We start from the raw sequence: 24,302 nt of genomic DNA, 5'->3' as shown, positions 1-24,302 counted from the left end.
GCGGATTCGCGCGCGATATAGCAGTGACCATGTCCGACGATCTTTTCGAGAATACGCCCACATCGAGCGGCGACTACGACGCATCTTCTATCGAGGTTCTCGAAGGCCTTGAACCGGTTCGCCGTCGCCCGGGCATGTATATCGGCGGGACCGACGATCGCGCCCTGCACCACCTCGTGGCCGAAGTGCTCGACAACGCGATGGACGAAGCGGTTGCGGGCCATGCCAGCAGGATCGAAATCCGGCTTGAAGAAGGCAACAAGGTCACCATCAGCGACAACGGTCGCGGCATCCCGGTTGCAGAGCATCCGAAATACCCCGGCAAATCCACGCTGGAAGTCATCCTCACGACCTTGCATTCGGGCGGCAAGTTCTCGGGCAAGGCCTATGCGACCAGTGGCGGCCTGCACGGTGTCGGTGTGTCGGTGGTCAACGCACTATCGGATTACACCCGCGTCGAGGTAGCCCGCGACAAGCAGCTTTTCGCACAGGAATTCTCCAAGGGGCATCCCACCGGCAAGCTGCAGGAGCTTGGCGCGACGCCAAATCGGCGCGGCACCACTGTAACCTTCACCCCGGATGCCGAAATCTTCGGCGACCGCGCCTTCAAGCCGAAACGGCTGTTCAAGCTCGCACGCTCAAAGGCGTATCTCTTCGCCGGCGTGGAAATCCGCTGGAAATGTGCCGAGACTCTTGTGAGCGACGACGTTCCGGCAGAGGCCGTCTTCAAGTTTCCGGGGGGACTTGCAGATCATCTTGCAGAACAACTGGGCGGCCGCGAATGCGTCACCGCGCAGCCCTTTGCAGGCAACCAGGATTTCCCCGATGAGCAGGGCCGCGTGGAATGGGCCATCGCGTGGCCGCTATTCTCCGATGGGTCGACCAGCTGGTACTGCAACACCGTCCCCACTCCCGACGGCGGCACGCACGAGCAGGGCCTGCGCGCAGCCCTGACCAAGGGGCTTAGGGCCTTCGGTGAACTGACCGGGACGAAGAAGGCCAAGGACATCACCGCCGACGACGTGATGAACGGTGCCGAAGTCATGCTGTCGGTCTTCATCCGCGACCCGCAGTTCCAGAGCCAGACGAAGGATCGCCTGACTTCACCCGAGGCGGTGCGCTTGGTCGAGAACGCTGTCCGCGATCATTTCGACCACTTCCTGTCCGATAACATGGACCGCGGCAAGGCACTGCTCGGCCAGGTCATGGAGCGGATGGACGAGCGCCTGCGCCGCAAGCAGGAACGCGAGATAAAGCGCAAGACCGCGACCAATGCTAAGAAGCTGCGCCTGCCCGGCAAGCTGACCGATTGCAGCGGCGAAGGCGACGGCGAGACGGAACTGTTTATCGTCGAAGGGGATTCGGCAGGCGGCAGCGCCAAGCAGGCCCGTAACCGCAAGACGCAGGCGATCCTTCCCATTCGCGGCAAGATCCTGAACGTCGCCAGCGCGACTGCCGACAAGATCCGCGCCAACAGCGAGATCGCCGACCTGAGCCTGGCCATGGGCTGCGGCACCCGCAAGGATTGCGACGCGGAGAACCTGCGTTACGACCGCATCATCATCATGACCGACGCCGATGTCGACGGCGCGCATATCGCCACTCTCCTGATGACGTTCTTCTTCCAGGAAATGACGGACGTGGTTCGTAACGGCCACCTCTACCTCGCTCAGCCACCGCTCTATCGCCTGACGGCGGGCAAGGAGAGCCGCTATGCGCGTGATGACGAACACCGCAAGGAGCTGGAAGAGACGGTCTTCAAGGGAAAGAAGGTCGAAGTCGGCCGCTTCAAGGGTCTCGGCGAAATGAACCCCCAGCAGCTGCGCGAAACGACGATGAATCCGGAGACACGTTCGCTGATCCGGATCACGCTGCCCCCGGAATTCGAGGACCGCGCGAAGGTCAAGGAACTGGTGGACCAGCTCATGGGCCGCAATCCCGAGCATCGCTTCAACTTCATCCAGAACAATGCCGGGGAATTCGACCGCGAAATGATCGATGCCTGACGAGAAGGACGAGCCGGAAGACGCGAACGAAGGTGATGTGATGGCGGGTGACCGCCGCATCGCCCGGACCGATACGGCACTTCCGGACTGGTACGCATCGGACACCGCTTACCGGCCGATCCCCATCGCCTGGTTTGCAGGGGCGCTCGTACTGCAGGTCGTAACCCAGCCTGCTATCGTCATGCTGTTGTGGGGCTGGATCGGACTTCCGCAACTGGTCGTCGTAGCAGTCGCCCTACTGGCCAGCGGGATGATCTGGCAGTTCACCTGGGATCGCGGAATGCTCGGCGCGCCCAGGCCTTGGCAATGGGCGACCGGTCTGATGCTAGCATTCTTCTTCGGGATTACCGCTCTTTCGATGCTCGGCTAATCGGCCACTTCGCCCATGCGTGTGTGCACATGCAATTCGCCTTCGAGCGTGCGATGCACGGGACACTTGTCGGCAATTTCGATCAGGCGCGCCCTTTGGTCATCGTCCAGCGCGTCCCCGCGGATGGAAATGACGCGGTTGAGGGCCTGCATCTGCTTGCCCTCCTCCATCGCTTCGACATGATCGCATTCCTCCTCGTGCTTGCGCTCATGCGTGACATGGACGCTGACGCCTTCGAGCGGCCACTTCTTGCGATCGGCATACATCTTCATCGTCATCGCCGTGCAGGTGCCGAGCGCAGCGTTGAGTAGATCATAGGGCGTCGGCCCGCTGTCATCTCCGCCATAGCTTTTGGGCTCGTCGGCGATGAATTGGTGCGAGACCGTGTGCACCTCGGTGCCAAATTTTCCATGGCCGGTACAGGCGACGATGCCCTCTTCGGGCATCGGCCAGTCCTCCCGCAGCGGCAGGTAGCGGTGGGCCCAGCCAGCGATAACCCGCGCCGCGAAATCGGCGTCCTGTTCCTGCAACAGGAGATGATCGGCGCCCTCGAGGCTGACGAAGCTCTTGGGATGCTTGGCGGCCTGGAAAAGCGCGCTCGCGTGTTCCACCCCGACGATGGCATCGGTCGGCGAATGCAGGAAAAGGAGCGGCTTCCTGAGACGCTTCACCTCGTCGAGCAGGTCGATATTCTCGACCCGCTCCAGGAATTCCCTGCCGAGGCAGAACTCCTGGCCGCCGATCCTTACCTCGCCTTCGCCCTTGCTCCGGATAGCCTCGATGTCGCCGTCGATGTTGCGCAGCACGTGTGGCACATCCGAAGGAGCCCCGATGGTGGCAATGGCCGCAATATGCTCGGCGCCGATTTCGTCTGCCGCGGCAAGCACGGCCGCGCCACCCAGGCTATGCCCGACGAGCAGAATCGGTTGCTGGAAGCGCTCGACCATATAGCTCCCGGCTGCAACAAGATCGGACACATCCGCTGCGAAGCCGGCCCTGCCGAATTCTCCTCCGCTTCCGCCGAGGCCGGTAAAATCGAACCGCAGCGTCGCGATGCCCTCGCGGGCCAAAGCACGCGCAACCGCCACCGCAGCCCGGCTCTGCTTCGTGCAGGTGAAGCAATGAGCAAACAACGCCGCACCGCGCACGAGCCCGGTCGGCATTTCTAGCGAGCCGGTCAGGTCATGGCCGGCGTCGGTGGCAATCGTCAGGTTTTCGGTCGGCATGAACCCTCCTTCGTCCGTGGGGATGCAAGTGTTACAACGCCCCCTTGCCCTAAGCGTGCCCTAGCCCTAACGCATCGCACAAGTTGCAAGGGAAAACCCATGTCCGATAATTCGACCGACCAGACCCGTTTCGAAGGTACCAGCTCCTATATCGCCACCGAAGACCTCAAGGTTGCGGTGAATGCTGCGGTAACGCTGCGCCGTCCGCTGCTCGTCAAGGGCGAGCCCGGCACCGGCAAGACCGTGCTGGCGCATGAAATCTCCAAAGCGCTCGGCGCTCCGATGATCGAATGGAACGTCAAATCGACGACCAAGGCGCAGCAGGGCCTTTACGAGTATGACGCAGTCGCTCGCCTGCGCGACGGCCAGCTCGGCGACGAGCGCGTCCACGACATCTCTAACTACATCAAGAAGGGCAAGCTGTGGGAAGCGTTCACCTCGCCCGAGCTTCCCGTCCTGCTGATCGACGAGATCGACAAGGCCGACATCGAGTTTCCGAACGATCTCCTGCAGGAACTCGATCGCATGAGCTTCGATGTCTACGAAACGCACGAGCGCATCGAGGCCAAGGAACGCCCGATCGTCGTCATCACCTCGAACAACGAGAAGGAACTGCCCGACGCGTTCCTGCGCCGCTGCTTCTTCCACTACATCAAGTTTCCCGATCGCGACACGATGCGCGAAATTATCGAGGTGCACTATCCGGGCATCCAGAAGAACCTCGTCTCCAAGGCGATGGAGATCTTCTACGAACTGCGTGAAGTGCCCGGCCTGAAGAAGAAGCCCAGCACCAGCGAACTGCTGGACTGGCTGAAGCTGCTTCTCAACGAGGACATGCCGCTCGACGTGCTACAGGACAGCAATCCGAACAGCGCGATCCCGCCGCTTCACGGAGCGCTGCTGAAGAACGAGCAGGACGTGATGATGTTCGAACGGCTCGCATTCATGGCGCGCCGCCAACCGTAAATTTCAGGCTACGCCGAACACCGAAAAGGGCGCGTTCCGCAATCGGAGCGCGCCCTTTTCTCTTGGGGTATGTCGTTTAGTCGAGCGAGTAAGCCAGTTCACTGTCGCCCCAGCGGCGACCGTTGATGATCAGCGGCACATAAACGTTGCGAACGACCACGTAGTTCTTCCCGTCACCTTCCTGGCGATAGACCGCCATCATGTAGGGGTCGGTGCTCTTCTTCGCGGCGACATCTACGCCTTCGAGCATGATGCGACCATTGCGGCAGTATTTGGTGTCGTGCGTCAGGTCGCCGGTAGGCTTGCGTGACCGGTCCGAGACATGGGTGGGCAGGAAGCCGTTCATGTCTGCAGGCGAGCACATCATGATCGGGCCGCCTTCCGCCACCACCGAATCGATGATGGGGCGCCAGTTGCGGTCGGCCCAGTCGCTGAGCTTGTTGCGGAAGAGCTGCGGGTTCGTGCCCGGCACTTCCTTGTAATCCGTGTCGAAGAACTGCTCCATCGTAAGCTCGCCCTTCTCGATCGCCTCTTCGGCGATGCGGGCGAGGTTCTTCGCGTGATCGATGGCACGCTCGACCAGCTGGCTGTCCTGTGGCGAGAGGCCCGCCTTCACCAGCTTGTCGAACATGTCGCTCGCGGTCAGTTCGAGCTCTTCCATGCGATCGTGCGCTGTCGCCAGCTTGTTCTCGTTCTCGCTTGCTGCACGGTCGAAGCTTTCGATGACGGCCGAAACACGGTCTACGTGCTCGGTCATCATGCCGGTTGCACGCGCGATCTGGTCGTTCTGCTGGTCGACTTCCTCTACCAGCTGGGACACGCCCGAGATCGTGGCATCGATGCTCGCGACGGAGCTCTTGGCTTCGTTCGATGCCTTGGCGCCCGCTTCGATACGTTCGATCACGGTAGCAGCCTCGGTGCCGAGTGTTTCGATCACGTCAGAGATCTCGTCCGTAGCCTTGCGCGTTTCGCCGGCGAGGGATTTCACCTCATTGGCAACCACTGCGAAGGTGCGGCCAGCTTCGCCAGCGCGCATCGCCTCGATGGTCGCGTTGAGGGCGAGGATATTGGTGGTCTCGGCGATCTGCTCGATGTCCTGCGAGCAACGCTTCACCTGGTCCATTGCCGCTGCGAAACCGGTGACGTGGGTCGCCAGCGTTTCGACCAGGTCGAGAAGGTTGGTGATCTGGCTCAGGGACGACTGGATCTGCGTGGTGCCCTGCCCCAACCGCTCGATCGCGCGAGCGGACAGGAGACGCGCTTCGTCGGATGCCTCTGCAACCTTGCGCTGATCCTTTTCGAGTTCGGCGACCGTGCCTTGGAGTTCGGCGTGCTCGGCGCGAAGGATGCCCGAGCTGTCGATAACAGCCTGCACGATGCCGGCCACATCGGAACATCCGACCGTGACCTTGCCGCACGCCTCCGGAATCGACTCGATGCTCGCCGCTTTCGAAGCATCAACAACGCTAAGTTCCATTAGATACGATCCCTTTGTCCCCGTTCTGCGGGAGGGGTCTAAACGGAAGTGGTTATCAGCGGGTTAAGGCAAAACCCCACTTTCCCGTTTGCGCGGCGCGGCAGGATGGGTAGGACATTCCCATGTTCTTCAATTTCGTCGACGAGCTTCGCGCTGCGGGCATTCCCGCGAGCTTCAAGGAACACCTCACCCTGCTGGAGGCGCTGGACAAGGACGTCATCGAGCAGTCGCCCGAGGCGTTCTACTACCTGAGCCGCGCGACCTTCGTGAAAGACGAAGGCCTGATCGACCGCTTCGACCAGGTCTTCGCCAAGGTCTTCAAGGGTATCCTTACCGACTACGGCCAGAACCCGGTCGATGTCCCGGAAGACTGGCTGAAAGCGGTGGCCGAGAAATTCCTGTCCGAAGAAGAGATGGAGAAGATCAAGTCTCTGGGTGACTGGGACGAGATCATGGAGACGCTGAAGAAGCGCCTCGAAGAGCAGGAAAAGCGCCATCAGGGCGGCAACAAGTGGATCGGCACCGGCGGCACTTCGCCTTTCGGGAACTCGGGTTACAACCCGGAAGGCGTGCGCATCGGGGGCGAAAGCAAGCACAAGCGCGCGATCAAGGTCTGGGACAAGCGCGAGTTCAAGAACCTCGACAACACCAAGGAACTGGGCACGCGCAACATCAAGATGGCCCTGCGCCGCTTGCGCCGCTTTGCGCGGGAGGGCGCGGCCGACGAGCTGGATCTCGACGCGACCATCGACGGCACGGCAAAGCAGGGCTGGCTGGACATCCGGATGCGTCCGGAGCGGCACAATGCGGTCAAACTGCTGCTGTTCCTGGACGTGGGCGGATCGATGGACCCGTTCATCAAGGTGACGGAGGAACTGTTCAGCGCCGCGACGAGTGAGTTCAAAAATTTGGAATTCTTCTACTTCCACAACTGCCTTTACGAAGGCGTCTGGAAGGACAATCGCCGCCGCTGGCAGGAGCGCACCAAAACCTGGGACGTGCTCCACAAATACGGGCACGATTACAAGATCGTCTTCGTGGGCGATGCGGCGATGAGCCCCTACGAAATCACCCATCCGGGCGGCAGCGTAGAGCATATGAACGAGGAAGCAGGTGCCACGTGGATGCAGCGCGTGGTGAACACCTATCCGGCGACCGTCTGGCTCAATCCCGTGCCCGAAAAGCAGTGGGGCTATTCGCAGTCGACGAAGATCATGAAGCAGCTGGTCAACGACCGCATGTATCCCCTCACCCTCGACGGGCTGGACGATGCCATGCGCGAGTTGAGCCGCAAGCAGGGGTAATCGACGAACCTAACTGTAGATGAGGTGCGGCGCGATGGTTTCGCGCCACGCTGCCTCGTCGGCGTCTGCCAAAGCATCGAGATCGCCCGGCTCGGCCTCACTGTCGTCGACCCACTCGCGCAGCGACGGACCGCCGTTGATCACGTCGATCGCCAATCTGTCGAACTCGTATTCATACGGGAAATCACGCCACAATTCGTAGTCCGGATAGAGGTTGCGGATGGCTTTGAAAGCCAGCGCCTGCAATCGCCAGGGCTTGAACTCATGGTGGTCGTAAAACGGGCCTTCTGCGTGAATCATCAGCGCGTTACAAAGCGAACCTGCGTGCTTGTGAAAGGTTGGCTCGAACCAGCATTCGCGCAGGTGGCAGCCCCTCAGCCAGCTCGGCGCCATTTCCTGCATGGTCGATAGCACCGCGGCGGCGTCTACATCGGGTGCCCCGAACAACACCTCGAGCGGGCGGGTCGTGCCCCTGCCCTCGCTCAAGGTAGTCCCTTCGAGCATGACTGTGCCCGCATAGGCGCGAGCCATGTTCACATTGGCTGCATTCGGACTGGGATTGATCCAGATCCGGTCTTCCGGCCAACCGAAGCCAGGCCCCCTGCCCGGCTTCCACCCTTCCATTTCGATGACGCGATATTCGACGTCGAGCTTGAAGTGATCGACGAACCAGCGCCCCATTTCACCCATCGTGAGGCCGTGCCGCATCGGCATCGGGGCCGCACCGACGAAACTCTCCTGCCCCGGAACCAGCAATGTTCCTTCGACGGGACCGCCCGCAGGGTTCGGACGATCGAGGACCCAGACTTCCTTGCCGGCCTTGGCAGCCTCTTCCAGCAGGTAGAGCAGCGTCGTCACGAAGGTGTAGATGCGGCAACCAAGATCCTGCAGGTCGAACAGGAACACATCCGCCGTGCTCATCATCTGGCCGGTCGGGCGGCGCACTTCGCCGTAAAGGCTGAAGATCGGGATGCCGTGACGCGGATCGGTCTCGTCCGCGGTTTCGACCATATTGTCCTGCTTGTCGCCCTTCAGACCATGCTGAGGCCCGAAGGCAGAGGTGACATTGACCCCTTTGGCGATCAGCGCATCGAGCGAATGCTCGAGCTGCGCAGTGACCGAGGCAGGATGCGCCACGAGAGAAACGCGCTTGCCGTCGAGCTGGGCGCGAAGGTCGGACTCCGTAAGGAGACGATCGATGCCGAATTTCATGGCGCGCTGGGTGCCGCAAGCCTTGCCGCGAAGCAAGCCGGATCATGGAAATCCGGCTGATCTTTCGCATGTTTCATCGCCCAGAAGCTTTTGACGCCGCCCTCTTCTTCCAGAACACAAGTGATCCCCATCTCCTGCGCACCCTCGGAAATCACATTAGCCGGGATCGCGGCATCGAACACGGCGAAGGCCTTTCCAGGCCGCATGGTGCAGTCGGGCGCACGAGGCACATGCCTCTCCCTAATGCCATCGCGATAATCCTCGAAATCGTAGGCGTTCCACCCTTCCGAGGGTGACAGGTTCCATTCGGTGTAAGACTGCGTACCGGGTTCTTTCAGGAAAATCTCGAAACAGGTCGTTTTCCAGAGTTCGTCGCGGCGCTTGCGTCCGACGAATGGTGGCAGGACAAGTCGACCGGTATTTTCGATCCGCCACCTCACCCGCAGCCACTGCGAATCGCGCTGGAGGACCCGCGCGTCAACCGAAGACACCGCCAAAGGTGGAAATGCTGGATGCGCAATCAGTTCATGCGTTTGCATGCGAGCATCTTCCTGCTAGCGGCGACGTGTCATGAGTAGCTATCAATCCGATCTCCTGCGCGTGCTCGAAGAGCGCGGCTATATCCACCAGGTCACCGATGCCGAGGGGCTGGACAGCCTCGCGACCAAGGGCGTCGTGCCGGGCTATATCGGCTTCGATGCTACCGCGCCAAGCCTGCATGTCGGCAGCCTTGTTCAGATCATGATGCTGCGCCGCCTCCAGCAATCGGGCCACAAGCCCATCGTGGTCATGGGCGGCGGCACCACCAAGGTTGGCGATCCGTCCGGCAAGGACGAAAGCCGCAAGATGCTGACCGATGCGGATATCGATGCGAACATCGCGGGCATCCGCAAGGTCTTCGAACGCCTGCTGACCTTTGGCGATGGTCCGACCGATGCAGTGATGGTGAACAATGACGAATGGCTCAGCCAGCTCGGCTATATCGAGTTGCTGCGCGACGTCGGTCCGCACTTCACCATCAACCGGATGCTGACTTTCGATTCGGTGAAGCTGCGCCTCGACCGGGAACAGCCGCTGACCTTCCTGGAATTCAACTACATGATCCTGCAGGCCTACGATTACCGCGAGCTGGCACAGCGGTACGATTGCCGCCTCCAGATGGGCGGCAGCGACCAGTGGGGTAACATCGTCAACGGCATGGAACTCGCCCGCCGTATGGACGGCACCGACCTCTTCGGGCTAACGACACCGCTGCTGACCACCGCCGACGGCGCGAAGATGGGCAAGACCGCTTCGGGTGCGATCTGGCTCAACGAGGAGCAGCTGCCGAATTACGACTTCTGGCAATATTGGCGCAATGCGGACGACCGCGACGTCGGCCGTTTCCTGCGCCTGTTCACGGACTTGTCGCTCGACGAGATTGCGCGTCTCGAACAGCTTGAAGGCGCCGAAATCAACCACGCAAAAACGGTCCTCGCCAACGAGGTTACCAGGCTGGTGCGCGGCGAAGAAGCAGCCAAGCTTGCCGAGAAGACTGCTGCGGAAACGTTTGCCGGCGGTGGTGCCGGTGCCGACCTGCCGACTCTTGAAGTTGGCGCGGAGGGCATGCGCATCGGCGCGGCCCTCACCGCTCTGGGGTTCACCGCATCCAACGGCGAAGCGAAACGCAAGCTGGCAGAAGGCGCGGTGAAGATCGACGGAGAGACAGTCAGCGATCCCGGATTCCTTGTCGAGGTCGCCGAAGGAGCGGAATCGAAGCTGTCGCTGGGCAAGAAAAAGCACGCAATCCTGCGGCGCTGAAGCCTCCCGAATTGAATAAGAGCAGCGGTTAACCGGATATTTGCCTTTCCGGTCCATCTTTATCGCCAGCTTAATTCAACAAGGGATCGTATCGCATGAGTGCCGGAGCACAACTCAGCGTCACCGACCAGCGCCGCATGGCGCGTCACCCGGTCGACCACCCGGTCATTGCCGAACACCACGGCAAGGGCGACATGCGCATGCATATCGCCAATATCTCGGCCAATGGCTTCATGATTGACGACGCCGAAGACGTATCGCGCGGAGATCGCGTCGTGGTACGCCTTCCGGTCATCGGCCGTATCGAAGCCTATTGCATCTGGTGCCGCGACAATCGCGCCGGTTTCCAGTTCGAGCGTATCATCCGCGTGGACGACTTCCTGTCGCTGATCGACACGGTCCAACCGAACCCGCGCCTGCGCAAACTGCGCTGAGCCGCAACAATCATTTTTAAACGCGCAAGCAGGCGTCTCTTCACAAGCGAAGGGGCGCCTGTCATGCGTCTGGGGTGACGCTGGAAGAAACACCCTCCCCCGACCGGTCCCCGTTGCGGATCGCGAACTTCCGCTATTACTGGATTTCGCGCCTGTCGATGACACTGGCGCAATACGCGATGATGCTGATCATCGGGTGGCAGACCTATAACATCGCGCGCGACGGCGGGAACGGTGTTGCCGAGGCATCGGGCCAGCTGGCGCTTATCGGCCTGCTGCAATTTGTCCCGCTGTTCCTGCTGACGCCTTTTTCGGGCTGGGCTGCGGATCATTTCGATCGCCGCAATCTCGGCAGGTTGACGGTACTTCTCCAGCTGGTTTGCGCTTCTCTGCTCGCGTGGCTGACGTGGAGCGGAACGCTATCGCTGGCCTGGATCTTCGGCGTCGCCGTCCTGCTCGGCATTGCCCGCGCATTTGCTGGGCCGGCCCTGTCGGCCCTTGCGCCCAATCTCGTGCCCAAGGCCATCCTGCCCAATGCGATCGCCCTGTCGAGCATATCCTGGCAGGTCGGCATGATCGTGGGGCCGGCAGTCGGAGGTTACTTCTACGCCGTCCAGCCCTTCCTGCCCTATGCCGTGGCGGGCGGGCTATTCCTGGTGTCGATCACCGCGCTGTCCATGATCGGCAAAGTGCCCCAGCCACCGCGCGCCGTGAACCAGCGCCCGATCCACTCCATGGTGGAAGGCCTGCGCTATGTCGTTCGCAACAAGATGGTGCTCGGCGCTATCACCCTCGACCTTTTCGCGGTCTTCCTTGCGGGCGCGACTGCGCTGTTCCCCGTCTACGCCCGCGACATACTGGAGGTCGGGGAGACTGGCCTCGCCCAACTAGCCATGGCGCCTGCCGTCGGCGCGGCAATCACCGCTCTGTGGTTTTCCTTCCGCCCACTCAAGAACAATGTCGGGCCGAAGATGCTTTGGGCTGTCGCGATATTTGGCGCCGCGACCATCGTTTTCGGCCTCTCCACCTCCATGCCGCTCAGCCTTGCCATGCTATTTATCGTCGGGGCGGCGGACATGTTCAGCGTCTACATCCGCCAGTCGCTGATCCAGTTGCACACGCCCGACGACAAGCGCGGCCGCGTATCGTCAGTGAGCCTGCTGACGATCAGCGCATCCAACGAATTCGGCGATTTTTTCTCCGGCAGCCTCGCCTATGCCGTCGGTCCGGTCGCGGCGGTTGTCGGGGGCGGTGGAGGCGCTATCCTGACGGTTGCCCTGTGGTCGAAAATCTTCCCGGTCCTGCGCACGACGCGGACCTTCGACCCGCCTGATGAATTGAACCAAGAGACACCCGATAAAAAGCTGCAGGAGCAGACCCAATGAAAGCCCAGTCCGTCCTCGAAACCATCGGTGGAACTCCGCATATCCGCCTCGCCCGCCTGTTTCCCGACCACGAAGTCTGGGTGAAGAGCGAGCGCACCAATCCCGGCGGTTCGATCAAGGACCGCATTGGCCTCGCCATGGTCGAAGACGCGGAGAAGGCCGGAAAGCTCAAGCCTGGCGGCACGATCATCGAGCCGACCAGTGGCAACACCGGCATCGGACTTGCCATGGCGGCAGCGGTCAAAGGATACACGCTGGTCCTGGTCATGCCCGAAAGCATGAGCATCGAGCGGCGTCGTTTGATGCTCGCCTATGGCGCGAAATTCGATCTTACGCCCAAGGAAGGCGGCATGAAGGGCGCCATCGCCCGCGCGCATGAGCTAGTCGAACAGACCGAAGGCGCATGGATGCCGAGCCAGTTCGACAACCCGTCGAATTACGAAGTGCACAAGCGCACGACCGCGCAGGAAATCCTCGCCGACTTCGCCGACGAACCGATCGACGTGATGATTACCGGCGTCGGGACCGGCGGCCACCTGACCGGCTGTGCCGAGGTGCTGAAGGAAAAATGGCCCGCGATGAAAGCATTCGCGGTCGAGCCTGCGGCATCGCCGGTAATTAGCGGCGGACAGCCGGGCCCGCACCCGATCCAGGGGATCGGCGCAGGCTTCGTGCCGGAGAACCTCCACACGCAGGCTATCGACGGCGCGATCCAGGTCGATCCAGAAGATGCCAAGGAATGGGCACGCAAATGCGCGACCACGGAAGGCATCCTCGTCGGTATCTCCAGCGGCGCAACGCTGGCCGCAATCGCCAAGAAGCTGCCCGAGCTGGACAGCGGTGCGCGGATCATGGGGTTCAACTACGATACCGGCGAACGGTATCTCTCGGTGCCCGACTTCCTGCCGGAATAGGCACTTGGACTGTGCCCTAGGGGTTTTTGCCTAGGGCACGGTCCAGACAATTTTTCGCAGGAGGACGGACACTTGCCCGCATTGAGCCACGATCAATGACGGGAAAAAACGAGTGCTACAGGAAACGAACATATCGGCAGAACCGCTTCTTTCACCGGAAGTCGAAGCCATGCGCATGGCGTGTGCCGCCGGGCTTACCGGCGGTAATCTCGCCCTGGCCCTGCTCGAACAGAGCGAGGATTGCATCAAGCTGCTCACCCTGCAGGGCGAGCTGGACTACATGAATTGCGGCGGGTTGAGGGCGATGGAAATCTCCGACTTCGGAGAGGTCAAAGGCCAGCCATGGTGGTCCTTGTGGCCTCAGGAACACCGCGACCTGGTGCGCGAAAGCTTCAATCGAGCTGTCTCCGGCCATGAACGCCATTTCACCGCCGACTGCCCCACGGCGGCAGGGACACCGCGCCGGTGGAGCGTTCATCTCAAGCCTCTCGTCGCGCCTGCAGGACCCGTAGTGGCAGTCCTGTGCACATCCCGGGATATCACCGGAATAGCGCAACTGGCTGCATAGAGGCCGCAAACGAAAAGGGGCGGCTCGATGGCCGCCCCTCCCAGAGTGTATTGGCGTGCCCGATCAGGCTGCGGTCTGGAAAGCCTCTTCGCCCAGAGCCATCATGCTGTCTGCACCCGCTTCAAGCTTGCGGCGCAGGGCACCGGCATCGGGAAGATAGCGGTCCATGTAGTAGCGGGCGGTAGCAAGCTTCTGTTCGTAGAACGCCTTGTCGTCGCCTGCGCTGTCGACCTTGGCAGCTGCGATCTTGGCCATCTTGAGCCACATCAGACCCAGCGTCACGATGCCCATGATGTGCATATAGTGATGCGCGCCTGCACCCAGGTGATTGGGGTTCTGCATCGCATTGTTCATGAACCACATCGTGGCAGCCTGCTGCTGGCCGAGCGCCTTTTCTAGCTGCTCTGCCATGTCCTTGGTCGCTTCGACTTCCTTCGCCGCAGCGATTTCCTCGCCGACGACCTTGAAGAATGCCTGCACGGCCGCGCCGCCCTTCTGGGCAAGCTTGCGTCCGCAAAGGTCCATCGCCTGAACACCATTCGTGCCTTCGTAGATCTGCGCGATACGCGCATCGCGAACGAACTGGCTCATGCCCCATTCCTCGATGTAGCCGTGGCCGCCGAAGACCTGCTGCATGTTGGTGGCGACTTCATAGCCCTTGTCGGTGCCATAGCCCTTGATGACCGGGGTCATCAGCCCGATGAGCAGGTCGGCCTGCTCGCGCTCTTCTTCGGTCTGTGCCTTGTGCGTGAGGTCCACCAGGAGTGCGCCCCACAGGCACAGGGCACGCATGCCTTCGGTGAAGGCCTTTGCGTCCATCAGCATGCGGCGAACGTCGGGGTGAACGAAGATCGGATCGGCCTGCGCTTCGGGCTCTGCCGGTCCGCTGAGCGCGCGGCCCTGGCGGCGATCGAGCGCATAGGCGACCGCGTTCTGGTAAGCCGCTTCCGCCTGGCTCAGGCCCTGGATGCCGACGCCGAGGCGCGCTGCGTTCATCATGATGAACATGGCGGCGAGGCCCTTGTTCTCTTCGCCGACCATCCAGCCCGTAGCGCCGTCGTAATTGAGAACGCAGGTCGAGTTGCCATGGATGCCCATTTTCTCCTCGATGGAACCACAGGAGACGCCATTGCGCTCGCCCGGAGTGCCGTCATCGTTCACGATGAACTTGGGAACGACGAAAAGCGAAATGCCCTTGGTCGAATCCGGTGCGCCCGGCGTCTTTGCCAGCACGAGGTGGATAATGTTGTCCGCCATGTCGTGTTCGCCGGCGGAGATGAAAATCTTCGTGCCGGTGATCGCATAGGAACCGTCACCGTTCGGCACGGCCTTGGTGCGGATCATGCCCAGATCCGTTCCGCAATGCGGCTCGGTCAGGTTCATGGTGCCGGTCCATTCGTTGGAGATCATCTTCGGGAGATACTTCTCCTTCTGCTCCTGCGAACCCTTGGCGATCAGCGCCGAAATCGCGCCATTGGTCAGGCCCGGATACATGCCGAATGCCTGGTTGGCGCTGGCAATGTATTCTTCCATCACGAAGCCGAGTACGTGCGGCATACCCTGCCCGCCGAATTCTTCCGGTGCGGCGATCGTGCCCCAGCCTGCCTCGCGGAACTGGTCGAATGCTTCCTTGAAGCCCGGAGGCGTGGTGACCGACCCGTCTTCGTTGCGCACGCAGCCGTGCTCGTCGCCGACCCGGTTCAGCGGAGCCAGCACCTCGGCGCAGAACTTTCCGCCTTCGTTGATGACCGCTTCGGTCACGTCTTCGCTGACCATTTCGAAACCGGGCAGGTTTCCGTAGCTTCCGAGCTCCAGCAGCTCGTTGACCACGAAGCGGGTGTCACGGGTAGGTGCGGTATAGATTGGCATGGTTGGTCCTTGGAGAGAATTTTATGCTTTTGGCGAGGTCTCGCCGGGGAGGGAAATTAGTCGAGCTGGTCTTCTACCAAGCTGATAAACTCGGTCAGTTCCTTGATCGAACTGTCGATGTCCGCGCGCTGCGCTTTCAGCTTGGCGACGTGGCGGCGGCACTTTTCGAGAGTGACACGCCGCTGTTCGGCACGACCGTCGTCGAGGTCGTAGAGATCGATCATCTCGCGGATTTCCGTGAGCGAGAAGCCCACGTTTTTGGCGCGCATGATCCACGCCAGGCGCGCGCGATCACGCTTCGAATATATGCGGGTCAGCCCGACACGCGAGGGAGCGATCAGCCCCTCGTCCTCGTAAAACCGGAGCGCCCTGGCCGTGCATTCGAACTCGCTGGTGAGATCGGAAATCGAATATTGCTCACGCTCGAGCTTGTCCGGACGCTCAAGATGGGCGCCAGCATGACGGCGATCGGAATCTTCGGTCGCGGAAGGGTTTCTGAGAGGCTGAGACATGCCCCTCTTCTAACGCAACGTTTACGTAAGCGTCAAGTGTTGACGGGTTGGAGAACGCCGTCTTCGAGCTTGCGATAGAAACAGCGTGTCGCGCCTGTGTGACAGGTCGGTCCCGCCGGACTGCAGGCGATGACCAGAGCATCCTGGTCACAGTCCACCAAGATCTCTTCGACCCGCAGGACATTGCCCGACGTCTCGCCTTTCAGCCAAAGCTTGCCGCGAGACCGGGAATGAAAGTGCGCGAGCCCGGTCTCGAGCGTCTTGTCCAGCGCTTCTGCGTCCATGAATGCGACCATCAACACCTCGCGATTCGCAGCGTTCACGATGACTGCGGTGAGTAATCCGTTGGCATCGAACTTGGGTGCAAAGACCTTGCCCTGCTCACGTTCGGTCTTGGAGATGCTCATGGAATGGTCCGTTTTGTAAAAATACGACAGCTTGTTGCACGATAACCACAAGGGTGTTTCAAAATCGACCCAAATCGCGAATGCCTATTCAACGAAGGCCGGGTTTGGGTGATGTTCCTTCTCGCAGGCAATGTGAGGTCTGCCAACCGGATCACGGGTATCGCGAGATAGCTCAGGTTCAGGAGGTCCCGGGTCCGCTGCCGCATGGGGGTACTAATGCGGCGCACCCGGTAACGATGAGGGATAGGACCCGATGCATACTGGGGGGTTTGCATCTTGTCGCAAGACGGGTCCGGTGTATTTCGTCACGTGGCGCCCGGGACCGAAAGGTCCCGGGCGTTTCGTTTATTGGGAAAGCTTCTGTTGCTTGGCGCTCGCAAGTGCCTCGTCGAGGACCCGCGAGAAACAGCAGATCACGACCGACTTCGCACCGGCTCGCTTTAAGGCGCGGACGCAGGCCTCGCTTGTCGCGCCGCTGGTCAGCACATCGTCGACCAGGAGAATGTCTCGACCTTCGAGCTGAGCCACCATGGTCGCGCGAACCTTTATCGCACCGCCGAGAACCTTCGCACGAGCTTTAGCCCCCATTCCTCCCAGGCTTGGGGTCGCCCTTGTGCGCTCCAGCGCATCGACCATCAGCGTGCCGCGCCCTGCCCGTTCCAATTCCCGCCCGAGCAATGCCGCCTGGTTGAAGCCGCGTGTCCACAGGCGCCAGCGATGCAGGGGAACAGGGACGATCAGCCGTCCTTCCGACCCCGGCGGGACACGTGCCGCCATTAGCCGCGCCAGCAAAGGCGCGAGGCCGATCTTGCGACCGTGCTTGAAGCCGAGGACGAGCTTTCGCGATACGTCTGTGTACAGCGTTCCGGCAGCGATACCGTCGTGGATAGGCTTCTTGCCAAGGCATGGTGCGCATATCCGCTCCTGCTCGCTCGCACCTTCGCCGAATGGCCGCTGGCACAGGCTGCAACTCGGATCGCCCGGTATGGCCAGCCCGCTCCAGCATTCCTGGCACAGTCCACCATGCTCGCCGATCGCATCGCCGCAATCAGGGCAGCGCGGGGGATAGACGAGATCGACAACCGGTGCCGCGCCGTCGCGCAGATGCTTCCCGATTATGGCTAATCTCCCCATGCCGTTGTCGTGCCGCGCTTGCATCGCGCTGGCAAGAGCGGCAGTGCGCCCAGCATGGAAACACGGTCGCCCCCCCGCATTTTCTCGCGCCAACGCCGTATCGCCGGCCTGCGCCGCCTTCTGGTACGCCAGTCTCAGCGCGATGCGGCGCGCTACGTTATGGACGACATGGTCGAGGACGTGCTGGAGCGCCTCGAATTCATGCGCCTCGCGCCGAAGCGCGTGCTGGTCATCGGGGACTGGACCGGGACGCTGGCCCTTTCGCTGAGGGGCAACGGCGCGGCGGTCGAAGAAACAGATGTGCGCAGTCTCGACGAAGAGGCGCCCTTGCCCAGCGGCCAGTTCGACCTGATTGTCAGCCTCGCCTCGCTCGGCCGGGTGAACGACCTGCCGGGCGCCTTGCTCCACCTGCGCGCCGCGCTCGCCGAGGACGGCATCCTGCTCGCCAGCATGATTGGCGCGGGGAGCCTGGCGAACCTGCGCCGCGCCATGATCGCCGCCGAACCGGATCGCCCCTCGGCACGGATGCATCCGCTGGTCGACAACGCTTCAGCATCGGGGCTCATGCAAAGAGCCCTGTTTCGCCGCCAAGTGGTCGACAGCCGGAGCGTGGAGGTGGCTTTCTCCTCGCTCGATCGCCTGGTGCAGGACCTTCGCGACCAAGGCCTTGGATCGAGCCTTGCTTCGGCGCCCCCGCCGCTCGGCAAGGCAGCGCTCGAAAGAGCGCGAGAGGCGTTCCTTGCCGGTGCGAACGATCAGGGCCGGGTCATCGAAACCTTCGAGATTCTGACCCTAACCGGCTGGAAAGACTAGCGCAGGTTCGCCTGCGCTGCCGCCAGCCTTGCGATCGGCACGCGGTAAGGCGAGGCGCTGACGTAATCCAGACCGGTAGCCTCGCAGAACGCGATGCTGGCCGGATCGCCGCCGTGTTCGCCGCAGATGCCCAGCTTGATATCGCCGCGCGTCGCCCTGCCCCGCTCTGCCGCCAGTTCCACCAACTGGCCCACTCCATCGACATCGAGGCTGACGAACGGATCGCGCGCGAAAATGCCCTTGTCGACGTAGGTCGTGAGGAAGCGGCCCGCATCGTCGCGGCTCACGCCGAGCGTCGTCTGGGTGAGGTCGTTCGTGCCGAAGCTGAAGAACTCGCCCACTTCCGCGATTTCGCCCGCCATCAGCGCCGCACGCGGCAGTTCGATCATTGTCCCGACGAGGTAATCGACCGTGCAGCCGGAGGTTTCGAACACCGACTTGGCCGCCTTGTCGACCACGTCCTTGAGCAGTTCCAGCTCGCGGCGGGTGGCCACCAGCGGGATCATGATTTCCGGCACGGGAGCTTCGCCGCTAGCCTTGGCGACTTCGCACGCGGCCTCGAAAATGGCGCGCGCCTGCATCTCGTAAATTTCGGGATAGGTGATCCCGAGACGGCAGCCGCGGTGGCCCAGCATCGGGTTGAATTCGTGCAATTCGCCTGCGCGGCGGCGCAGCTTGTCGACGCTGAAGCCGGTCGCCTTGGACAATTCCTCGAACTCCGCATCGCCGTGCGGCAGGAATTCATGCAGCGGCGGGTCGAGCAGGCGGATCGTGCAGGGAAGCCCCGCCATGACCTCGAAGATCTTGACGAAATCGCTGCGCTGTTCGGGCAGGAGCTGGTCCAGCGCCGCGCGGCGTCCGGCCTCGTTTTCGGCCAGGATCATCTGGCGGACCAGGCTGATGCGGTCCGCATCGAAGAACATGTGCTCGGTCCGGCACAGGCCGATGCCTTCCGCGCCGAACTGGCGCGCCATGCGGCATTCGGTTTCCGTCTCCGCATTGGTGCGAACGCGCATCCGGCGGTGCTTGTCGGCCCACTCCATCAGCGTGCCGAAGTCACCGGCAAGCTCGGGCTCGATCGTCGCGACTTCGCCGTCCATGACCTGGCCGTTGGCGCCGTCGATCGTGATCGTATCGCCTTCCTTCAGCTCGCGATTGCCGATGGTGAGCGTGCGCCCTTCCCGCGCAATGGCCACCTGCGAGGCGCCGGACACGCACGGACGGCCCATGCCGCGCGCGACGACTGCCGCATGGCTCGTCATACCGCCGCGCGCAGTCAGGATGCCCGTCGCCGCGTGCATTCCGTGAATGTCTTCCGGGCTGGTTTCGACGCGAACGAGAATGACCTTCTCGCCGCGATTGGCCCACAGTTCCGCGGTATCGGCATCGAGTACGATCTTGCCGCTTGCCGCACCCGGTGAAGCAGGCAGGCCGGTGGTCAGCACATCGCGCGGCGCCTCGGGGTCGAGCGTCGGGTGAAGCAGTTGGTCCAAGGCCATAGGATCGACCCGCAGGATCGCGGTCTTCTCGTCGATCAGGCCTTCGCCGACCATGTCCACCGCCAGCTTCAATGCAGCCTTGGCCGTGCGTTTGCCATTGCGGGTCTGCAGCAGCCACAGCTTGCCCTGCTGCACCGTAAATTCGATGTCCTGCATGTCGGTGTAATGCCGTTCCAGCAGGTCGAACAGGCGCGCCAATTCGGCATAGGCCTCCGGCATCGCCTCTTCCATGCTCAGCGGTTTCGCCCCTGCCGCTTCGCGCGCCGCCTTGGTCAGGTATTGCGGCGTGCGGATACCGGCGACCACGTCCTCGCCCTGCGCATTGACCAGCCATTCGCCGTAATAGGCCTTCTCGCCGGTCGAAGGATCGCGGGTGAAGGCGACGCCCGTGGCGCTGGTATCGCCCATGTTGCCGAACACCATGGCCTGCACGTTGACGGCAGTGCCCATGTCGTGCGGGATGTCGTTGAGGCGGCGGTAGACCTTGGCGCGTTCGCTGTCCCAGCTGTCGAACACGGCGCGGATGGCGCCCCAGAGCTGCTCGGTCGGGTCCTGCGGGAACGGCGCATCGTGCTCTTCCGCGACGATGCGCTTGTATTCGGCAACCAGCACCTTCCAGTCCTCGGCCGACATTTCCGTGTCGGCGTAGAAGCCGTTGTCTTCCTTGGTGATCTCCAGCGCTTCTTCGAACAGGCCGTGATCGAGGCCGAGCACCACATCGGAATACATCTGGATGAAGCGGCGGTAGCTGTCCCAGGCGAAGCGCTCATCGCCCGACGTCTTCGCAAGGCCTTCCACCGTCTCGTCGTTGAGGCCGAGGTTGAGGACGGTGTCCATCATGCCGGGCATGGAGATCGCCGCGCCAGAGCGGACCGAGACGAGCAGCGGGTCCGTTGCATCGCCGAAGCCCTTGCCGACCGTGCGTTCGATATGCGTCAGCGCGTCTTCGATCGCCTTGCGCAATTCGGGTGCGAATTCGCCCCCTTCGGCAAGATACTTGAGGCATTCCTCGGTCGCGATGGTGAAACCGGGAGGGACCGGCAGGCCGATACTGGCCATTTCGGCAAGGTTCGCGCCCTTGCCTCCGGTGACTGTCTTGTCCTTCTGCCGGGCATTCGTATGCGGAGCATCGCCGCCGAAGATGAAGACTGTATCCGTCACGTAATTTCCCTCAAAGTTTACAAAGGCGACAGTGTGTCACCTGTATTTTTTGCCGAAGGTGACACTCGTATCGAGGGGATTAGCCCTCGATACGAGAGAAGTCGGCGACTTTGTGCACTGCAGCACGGAAGGCTGCAAGCAGGTCCAGGCGATGTGCCCGCTTGTTTTCTTCATCCGCATTTACCGTCACTTCATCGAAGAAACGGTCGATGGGTGCGCGCAGGGAGGCAAGAGCCGCCATCGCGCCGGAGAAGTCTTCCGCCTCAATGGCTTGCGAAGCCGCCGGTTCCGAAGTCGCCAGGGCATCCATCAGCGCCTTTTCGGCCGGTTCGGGTGTGTAGGAAAGCTCCTTGGCATGGCGCTCGTTCATCTTGGCATCGATCACCGCCTTCATGTCGGGATCATCGACCAGCGCCAGCGGGTCTTCCTCGCCGGTGCGCGCGATCTCGCCCTCGGCACCGTGCCAGTCTTCCTTCTTGAGGATGTTGGCGGCGCGCTTGTAGCCTGCGAGCAGGTTGGCGCCGTCTTCTGTGTCCATGAAGGACTGGAGCGCTTTCACCCGGGCGAGCAGGCGGACGAGATCGTCCTCGCCCCCAAGCGCGAAGACTGCGTCGATGAGATCGTGGCGGACGCCCGCCTCACGCTGCTGGACCTTGAGGCGGTCGGCTAGAAAATCAAGAAGCTCGAGAGCACGATAATCTACCTGCGCCCCGCCAAAATCCCTGTTCGCAGTAAGGTGCGCACCAGGAAGTTGCGCATGCAGCGTCTCTCTCACGACTTCAAATGGCCGAACCACCGAAAGGCGTAACGAATTTTGCTGCGTGAGCGCCAGGACAGCTATGGCCGCGCGCCGTAGCGCGAATGGATCCTTTGACCCGGTAGGCTTCTCTCCCATGCGAAAAAAGCCAGTCAGCGTATCAAGCTTGTCCGCCAAGCTCACCGCCACCGTGACCGGAGCAGTCGGCACCTCGTCGCCCTGCCCGACCGGCTTGTAGTGGTCGCGGATCGCGTCGGCGACTGCATCGGGCAGTCCCTCGGCACGGGCATAGTAGCCGCCCATCAATCCCTGCAATTCGGGGAACTCACCGACCATTTCGGTGACGAGATCGGCCTTGGCGAGGCGTGCGGCCTGTTCGGCCATATCCGGATCGGTGCCCTTGACCACGCCTTCCTCGACCAGCCAGCGCGCCAACTTTGCCACGCGCTCGACCTTGTCGGCGACAGTGCCCAGCTTTTCGTGGAAGGTGATCCGCTCCAGACCCTTGGCGTGTTCGGCGAGCGTCTTCTTGCGGTCGACATCCCAGAAGAAGCGCGCGTCGGAAAGGCGGGCGGCGAGGACCTTGCGGTTGCCGTCGACCAAGCGCGCGCCGCCGTCTTCCGCCTCGATATTGGCGGTACAGATGAAGGCATTGGCGAGTTCGCCAGCCTCATCTTCGCAGACGAAATACTTCTGGTTCACGCGCGCGGTGAGCTGGATCGTCTCGGGCGGGACTTCGAGGAAGTCTTCCTCGAACCGGCCGAGCAGCGGGACGGGCCATTCGGTCAGCCCTGCGTTCTCGATCACCAGCCCCTCGTCCTCGACCAGCTTGAGACCGGCTTCGGAGGCGACCTTGGCCGCGCCCGAACGGATCAGGTCCTGCCGTTCCTCGTGGTCTACGATGACATGGCCGGCGCGCAGCTTCATCGCATAGTCGTCGGAATTGCCAATAGTGATGTCGCCCGAATGGTGGAAGCGGTGGCCCAGCGTGACCGACCCGGAGGTGACGCCATGCACCTCGCATTCGACCACATCGTCGCCCAGCAGCGCGACAATGCCCGACAGCGGGCGCACCCAGCGAAGGCTCTCGGTGCTGATCGAGGCAGCGCCCCAGCGCATCGACTTGGGCCAGCTGAAATCGCGGATGATCGCAGGGATCGCCTCGGCCAGCAGGTCCTTGGTCGCACGTCCGGGGATATTCTTGACCGCGAAATAGGTCGCCCTGCCCTTCACGTCGCGCGTTTCGAGATCGCCCTTCTCGACGCCCGCCTTGCGGCAGAAACCGTCAAGCGCCTGGTCGGGCGCTCCGACCGGCGGCCCTTTCAGCTCCTCGCTAACCGCCTCGGTCGCCTCGGGAAGTCCGCGCGCAATCAGCGCGAGGCGCCGCGGGGTCGACCAGACGGTGATTTCGCCGGTTTCGACACCGGCGGCATCCATTTCGCGGCGGAACAGCTTTTCGAGTTCGGCGCGCGCACCCGCCTGCATACGGGCAGGGATTTCTTCGCTGCGCAATTCGAGGAGGAAGTCGCTCATTTCGACCACTCCGGATATTTCTCGGCCCACACGGGCGCTTCCTTTTCCATATGCGCTTCACAGCTGCCGCGCGCGAGGTCGCGGACGCGGCCCATATAGCTGGCGCGTTCCTGCACGCTGATCACGCCGCGCGCCTGCAGCAGGTTGAAGATGTGGCTGGCTTCCACCGCCTGCTCGTAAGCGGCGATGGGGACATTGGCGCTGAGCGCATTCTTGCACTCGGCCTCTGCCTTGTTGAACAGGTCGAACAGCGCGTCGGTCTCGGCGACCTCGAAGTTCCACTTCGACATCTGCTTTTCGTTCTCGAGGAAGACATCGCCATAGGTGACGCCCTGCCCGTTGAAGTCGAGATCGTAGACGTTGTCGACGCCCTGGATGTACATGGCCAGGCGTTCGAGCCCGTAGGTCAGCTCGCCCGCGACCGGCTTGCAGTCGAAGCCGCCCATCTGCTGGAAATAGGTGAACTGGGTGACTTCCATCCCGTCGCACCAGACTTCCCAGCCAAGGCCCCATGCGCCCAGCGTCGGGCTTTCCCAGTCGTCTTCTACGAAGCGGATATCGTGCTTGAGCGGATCGATCCCGATCACGCGAAGGCTTTCGAGGTAAAGGTCCTGGATATCCGGCGGGCTCGGCTTCAGGATTACCTGGTACTGGTAATAGTGCTGCAGCCGGTTCGGGTTCTCGCCATAACGGCCATCTGTCGGACGGCGGCAAGGCTGCACGAAAGCCGCATTCCACGGCTCGGGCCCGAGCGCACGAAGCGTAGTGGCAGTGTGGAAGGTCCCCGCGCCCATGCGCATGTCATAGGGCTGGAGAATCAGGCAGCCATGCGCGCTCCAGAAATCGTGCAGCGCAAGGATCATATCCTGGAAGGATTTTTGGGGATTGCGGTCCATGCGCGGCGCAATGGCGCAAGGGCGAAATGCGGTCAATGCCGCAATGCAACGCGTTCAGG

At 62.1% G+C, this 24,302-nt stretch carries 21 protein-coding genes; 10 read left to right on the top strand and 11 right to left on the bottom strand.

Annotated elements, in window-relative coordinates; all coding sequences use genetic code 11:
* Positions 1-29 precede the first annotated feature (29 nt).
* Positions 30-2,006 carry a DNA topoisomerase IV subunit B gene (parE, locus tag BM173_RS13755; protein ID WP_090483088.1) on the top strand — a complete coding sequence of 659 codons (1,977 nt, stop codon included), beginning with the start codon at positions 30-32 and terminating at the stop codon, positions 2,004-2,006.
* Positions 1,999-2,376, top strand: coding sequence for a hypothetical protein (locus BM173_RS13750; RefSeq protein WP_090483041.1), 378 nt, complete (start codon positions 1,999-2,001; stop codon positions 2,374-2,376). Before parE ends, BM173_RS13750 begins: the two co-directional genes overlap by 8 nt.
* On the opposite strand, the gene BM173_RS13745 is transcribed toward BM173_RS13750, so the two are convergent.
* The gene (locus tag BM173_RS13745) at positions 2,373-3,602 is read right to left on the bottom strand and encodes a bifunctional alpha/beta hydrolase/OsmC family protein (protein WP_090483040.1); all 1,230 of its coding nucleotides are present in this window, start codon (positions 3,600-3,602) and stop codon (positions 2,373-2,375) included. The two genes, BM173_RS13750 and BM173_RS13745, sit on opposite strands and share 4 nt — an antisense overlap.
* Positions 3,603-3,701: 99 nt before the next feature.
* On the opposite strand from BM173_RS13745, the gene BM173_RS13740 reads away from it, so the two are divergent.
* Positions 3,702-4,568: an AAA family ATPase gene (locus BM173_RS13740; RefSeq protein ID WP_090483039.1), complete on the top strand. Its 867-nt coding sequence runs from the start codon at positions 3,702-3,704 to the stop codon at positions 4,566-4,568.
* 76 nt (positions 4,569-4,644) lie between these two features.
* Here BM173_RS13740 and BM173_RS13735 read toward each other — a convergent pair whose 3' ends face one another.
* Positions 4,645-6,045, bottom strand: a complete 1,401-nt coding sequence (locus BM173_RS13735; protein WP_090483038.1) for a methyl-accepting chemotaxis protein — start codon at positions 6,043-6,045, stop codon at positions 4,645-4,647.
* 122 nt (positions 6,046-6,167) lie between these two features.
* Between BM173_RS13735 and BM173_RS13730 the strand changes: the two genes are divergently transcribed.
* Positions 6,168-7,349, top strand: a complete 1,182-nt coding sequence (locus BM173_RS13730; protein WP_090483037.1) for a vWA domain-containing protein — start codon at positions 6,168-6,170, stop codon at positions 7,347-7,349.
* A gap of 9 nt (positions 7,350-7,358) precedes the next feature.
* Here the strand turns inward: BM173_RS13730 and BM173_RS13725 are convergent, their stop codons facing one another.
* Together BM173_RS13725 and BM173_RS13720 are read right to left on the bottom strand one after the other, a co-directional pair.
* Positions 7,359-8,561, bottom strand: a complete 1,203-nt coding sequence (locus tag BM173_RS13725) for an exo-beta-N-acetylmuramidase NamZ family protein (RefSeq protein ID WP_090483087.1) — start codon at positions 8,559-8,561, stop codon at positions 7,359-7,361.
* Positions 8,558-9,100 carry a DOMON-like domain-containing protein gene (locus BM173_RS13720; RefSeq protein ID WP_090483036.1) on the bottom strand — a complete coding sequence of 181 codons (543 nt, stop codon included), beginning with the start codon at positions 9,098-9,100 and terminating at the stop codon, positions 8,558-8,560. The genes BM173_RS13725 and BM173_RS13720 overlap by 4 nt, the downstream gene beginning before the upstream one ends.
* Positions 9,101-9,131: 31 nt before the next feature.
* Here BM173_RS13720 and tyrS point away from each other — a divergent pair, with 31 nt between their 5' ends.
* The 5 genes from tyrS (at position 9,132) to BM173_RS13695 (ending at position 13,662) form a co-directional block, all read left to right on the top strand.
* Positions 9,132-10,361, top strand: a complete 1,230-nt coding sequence (gene tyrS, locus BM173_RS13715; protein ID WP_090483035.1) for a tyrosine--tRNA ligase — start codon at positions 9,132-9,134, stop codon at positions 10,359-10,361.
* A gap of 95 nt (positions 10,362-10,456) precedes the next feature.
* On the top strand, positions 10,457-10,795 hold the full coding sequence (locus BM173_RS13710) for a PilZ domain-containing protein (protein WP_090483034.1): 339 nt from the start codon (positions 10,457-10,459) through the stop codon (positions 10,793-10,795).
* A 158-nt stretch (positions 10,796-10,953) separates the two neighbouring features.
* Positions 10,954-12,180, top strand: coding sequence for an MFS transporter (locus BM173_RS13705; RefSeq protein ID WP_425438817.1), 1,227 nt, complete (start codon positions 10,954-10,956; stop codon positions 12,178-12,180).
* Entirely contained in the window at positions 12,177-13,094 is a 918-nt protein-coding gene (cysK, locus tag BM173_RS13700) for a cysteine synthase A (protein ID WP_090483033.1), read from the top strand. The genes BM173_RS13705 and cysK overlap by 4 nt, the downstream gene beginning before the upstream one ends.
* A gap of 112 nt (positions 13,095-13,206) precedes the next feature.
* Positions 13,207-13,662, top strand: a complete 456-nt coding sequence (locus BM173_RS13695; protein ID WP_224802261.1) for a PAS domain-containing protein — start codon at positions 13,207-13,209, stop codon at positions 13,660-13,662.
* A 63-nt stretch (positions 13,663-13,725) separates the two neighbouring features.
* On the opposite strand, the gene BM173_RS13690 is transcribed toward BM173_RS13695, so the two are convergent.
* The 4 genes from BM173_RS13690 to BM173_RS13675 form a co-directional block, all read right to left on the bottom strand.
* Entirely contained in the window at positions 13,726-15,531 is a 1,806-nt protein-coding gene (locus BM173_RS13690; protein WP_090483032.1) for an acyl-CoA dehydrogenase C-terminal domain-containing protein, read from the bottom strand.
* Between the two features lie 56 nt (positions 15,532-15,587).
* Positions 15,588-16,043, bottom strand: coding sequence for a MerR family transcriptional regulator (locus BM173_RS13685; protein WP_090483031.1), 456 nt, complete (start codon positions 16,041-16,043; stop codon positions 15,588-15,590).
* Between the two features lie 32 nt (positions 16,044-16,075).
* On the bottom strand, positions 16,076-16,450 hold the full coding sequence (gene hisI / locus BM173_RS13680) for a phosphoribosyl-AMP cyclohydrolase (RefSeq protein ID WP_090483030.1): 375 nt from the start codon (positions 16,448-16,450) through the stop codon (positions 16,076-16,078).
* Between the two features lie 345 nt (positions 16,451-16,795).
* The gene (locus BM173_RS13675) at positions 16,796-17,584 is read right to left on the bottom strand and encodes a ComF family protein (RefSeq protein WP_090483084.1); all 789 of its coding nucleotides are present in this window, start codon (positions 17,582-17,584) and stop codon (positions 16,796-16,798) included.
* 54 nt (positions 17,585-17,638) lie between these two features.
* On the opposite strand from BM173_RS13675, the gene BM173_RS13670 reads away from it, so the two are divergent.
* Positions 17,639-18,397: a methyltransferase domain-containing protein gene (locus BM173_RS13670; protein WP_090483029.1), complete on the top strand. Its 759-nt coding sequence runs from the start codon at positions 17,639-17,641 to the stop codon at positions 18,395-18,397.
* Here BM173_RS13670 and ppdK read toward each other — a convergent pair.
* The 3 genes from ppdK to BM173_RS13655 all read right to left on the bottom strand — a co-directional run bounded on the left by ppdK (position 18,394) and on the right by BM173_RS13655 (position 24,243).
* On the bottom strand, positions 18,394-21,057 hold the full coding sequence (gene ppdK, locus BM173_RS13665) for a pyruvate, phosphate dikinase (protein WP_090483028.1): 2,664 nt from the start codon (positions 21,055-21,057) through the stop codon (positions 18,394-18,396). The genes BM173_RS13670 and ppdK overlap by 4 nt on opposite strands.
* A gap of 79 nt (positions 21,058-21,136) precedes the next feature.
* Entirely contained in the window at positions 21,137-23,347 is a 2,211-nt protein-coding gene (gene glyS, locus BM173_RS13660) for a glycine--tRNA ligase subunit beta (protein WP_090483027.1), read from the bottom strand.
* On the bottom strand, positions 23,344-24,243 hold the full coding sequence (locus tag BM173_RS13655) for a glycine--tRNA ligase subunit alpha (RefSeq protein WP_090483026.1): 900 nt from the start codon (positions 24,241-24,243) through the stop codon (positions 23,344-23,346). Before BM173_RS13655 ends, glyS begins: the two co-directional genes overlap by 4 nt.
* Positions 24,244-24,302 lie beyond the last annotated feature (59 nt).

The sequence above is a fragment of the Qipengyuania nanhaisediminis genome (genome assembly GCF_900115585.1).
GTDB classification, from domain to species: Bacteria; Pseudomonadota; Alphaproteobacteria; order Sphingomonadales; family Sphingomonadaceae; genus Qipengyuania; species Qipengyuania nanhaisediminis.
Note: the sequence above shows the minus strand (reverse complement) of the source record. Positions and strands in the feature narration are given on the sequence as shown.

Excerpts from the sequence above, each read along its gene's own strand:
- BM173_RS13730 (WP_090483037.1), top strand. The coding sequence starts at position 6,168 with ATGTTCTTCAATTTCGTCGACGAGCTTCGCGCTGCGGGCATTCCCGCG.
- parE (WP_090483088.1), top strand. The coding sequence starts at position 30 with ATGTCCGACGATCTTTTCGAGAATACGCCCACATCGAGCGGCGACTAC.
- tyrS (WP_090483035.1), top strand. The coding sequence starts at position 9,132 with ATGAGTAGCTATCAATCCGATCTCCTGCGCGTGCTCGAAGAGCGCGGC.
- BM173_RS13735 (WP_090483038.1), bottom strand. The coding sequence starts at position 6,045 with ATGGAACTTAGCGTTGTTGATGCTTCGAAAGCGGCGAGCATCGAGTCG.
- glyS (WP_090483027.1), bottom strand. The coding sequence starts at position 23,347 with ATGAGCGACTTCCTCCTCGAATTGCGCAGCGAAGAAATCCCTGCCCGT.
- BM173_RS13710 (WP_090483034.1), top strand. The coding sequence starts at position 10,457 with ATGAGTGCCGGAGCACAACTCAGCGTCACCGACCAGCGCCGCATGGCG.
- BM173_RS13705 (WP_425438817.1), top strand. The coding sequence starts at position 10,954 with ATGACACTGGCGCAATACGCGATGATGCTGATCATCGGGTGGCAGACC.
- BM173_RS13655 (WP_090483026.1), bottom strand. The coding sequence starts at position 24,243 with ATGGACCGCAATCCCCAAAAATCCTTCCAGGATATGATCCTTGCGCTG.
- BM173_RS13685 (WP_090483031.1), bottom strand. The coding sequence starts at position 16,043 with ATGTCTCAGCCTCTCAGAAACCCTTCCGCGACCGAAGATTCCGATCGC.
- BM173_RS13670 (WP_090483029.1), top strand. The coding sequence starts at position 17,639 with ATGGAAACACGGTCGCCCCCCCGCATTTTCTCGCGCCAACGCCGTATC.
- BM173_RS13725 (WP_090483087.1), bottom strand. The coding sequence starts at position 8,561 with ATGAAATTCGGCATCGATCGTCTCCTTACGGAGTCCGACCTTCGCGCC.
- BM173_RS13690 (WP_090483032.1), bottom strand. The coding sequence starts at position 15,531 with ATGCCAATCTATACCGCACCTACCCGTGACACCCGCTTCGTGGTCAAC.
- BM173_RS13675 (WP_090483084.1), bottom strand. The coding sequence starts at position 17,584 with ATGGGGAGATTAGCCATAATCGGGAAGCATCTGCGCGACGGCGCGGCA.
- hisI (WP_090483030.1), bottom strand. The coding sequence starts at position 16,450 with ATGAGCATCTCCAAGACCGAACGTGAGCAGGGCAAGGTCTTTGCACCC.
- BM173_RS13745 (WP_090483040.1), bottom strand. The coding sequence starts at position 3,602 with ATGCCGACCGAAAACCTGACGATTGCCACCGACGCCGGCCATGACCTG.
- BM173_RS13750 (WP_090483041.1), top strand. The coding sequence starts at position 1,999 with ATGCCTGACGAGAAGGACGAGCCGGAAGACGCGAACGAAGGTGATGTG.
- BM173_RS13740 (WP_090483039.1), top strand. The coding sequence starts at position 3,702 with ATGTCCGATAATTCGACCGACCAGACCCGTTTCGAAGGTACCAGCTCC.
- BM173_RS13720 (WP_090483036.1), bottom strand. The coding sequence starts at position 9,100 with ATGCAAACGCATGAACTGATTGCGCATCCAGCATTTCCACCTTTGGCG.
- cysK (WP_090483033.1), top strand. The coding sequence starts at position 12,177 with ATGAAAGCCCAGTCCGTCCTCGAAACCATCGGTGGAACTCCGCATATC.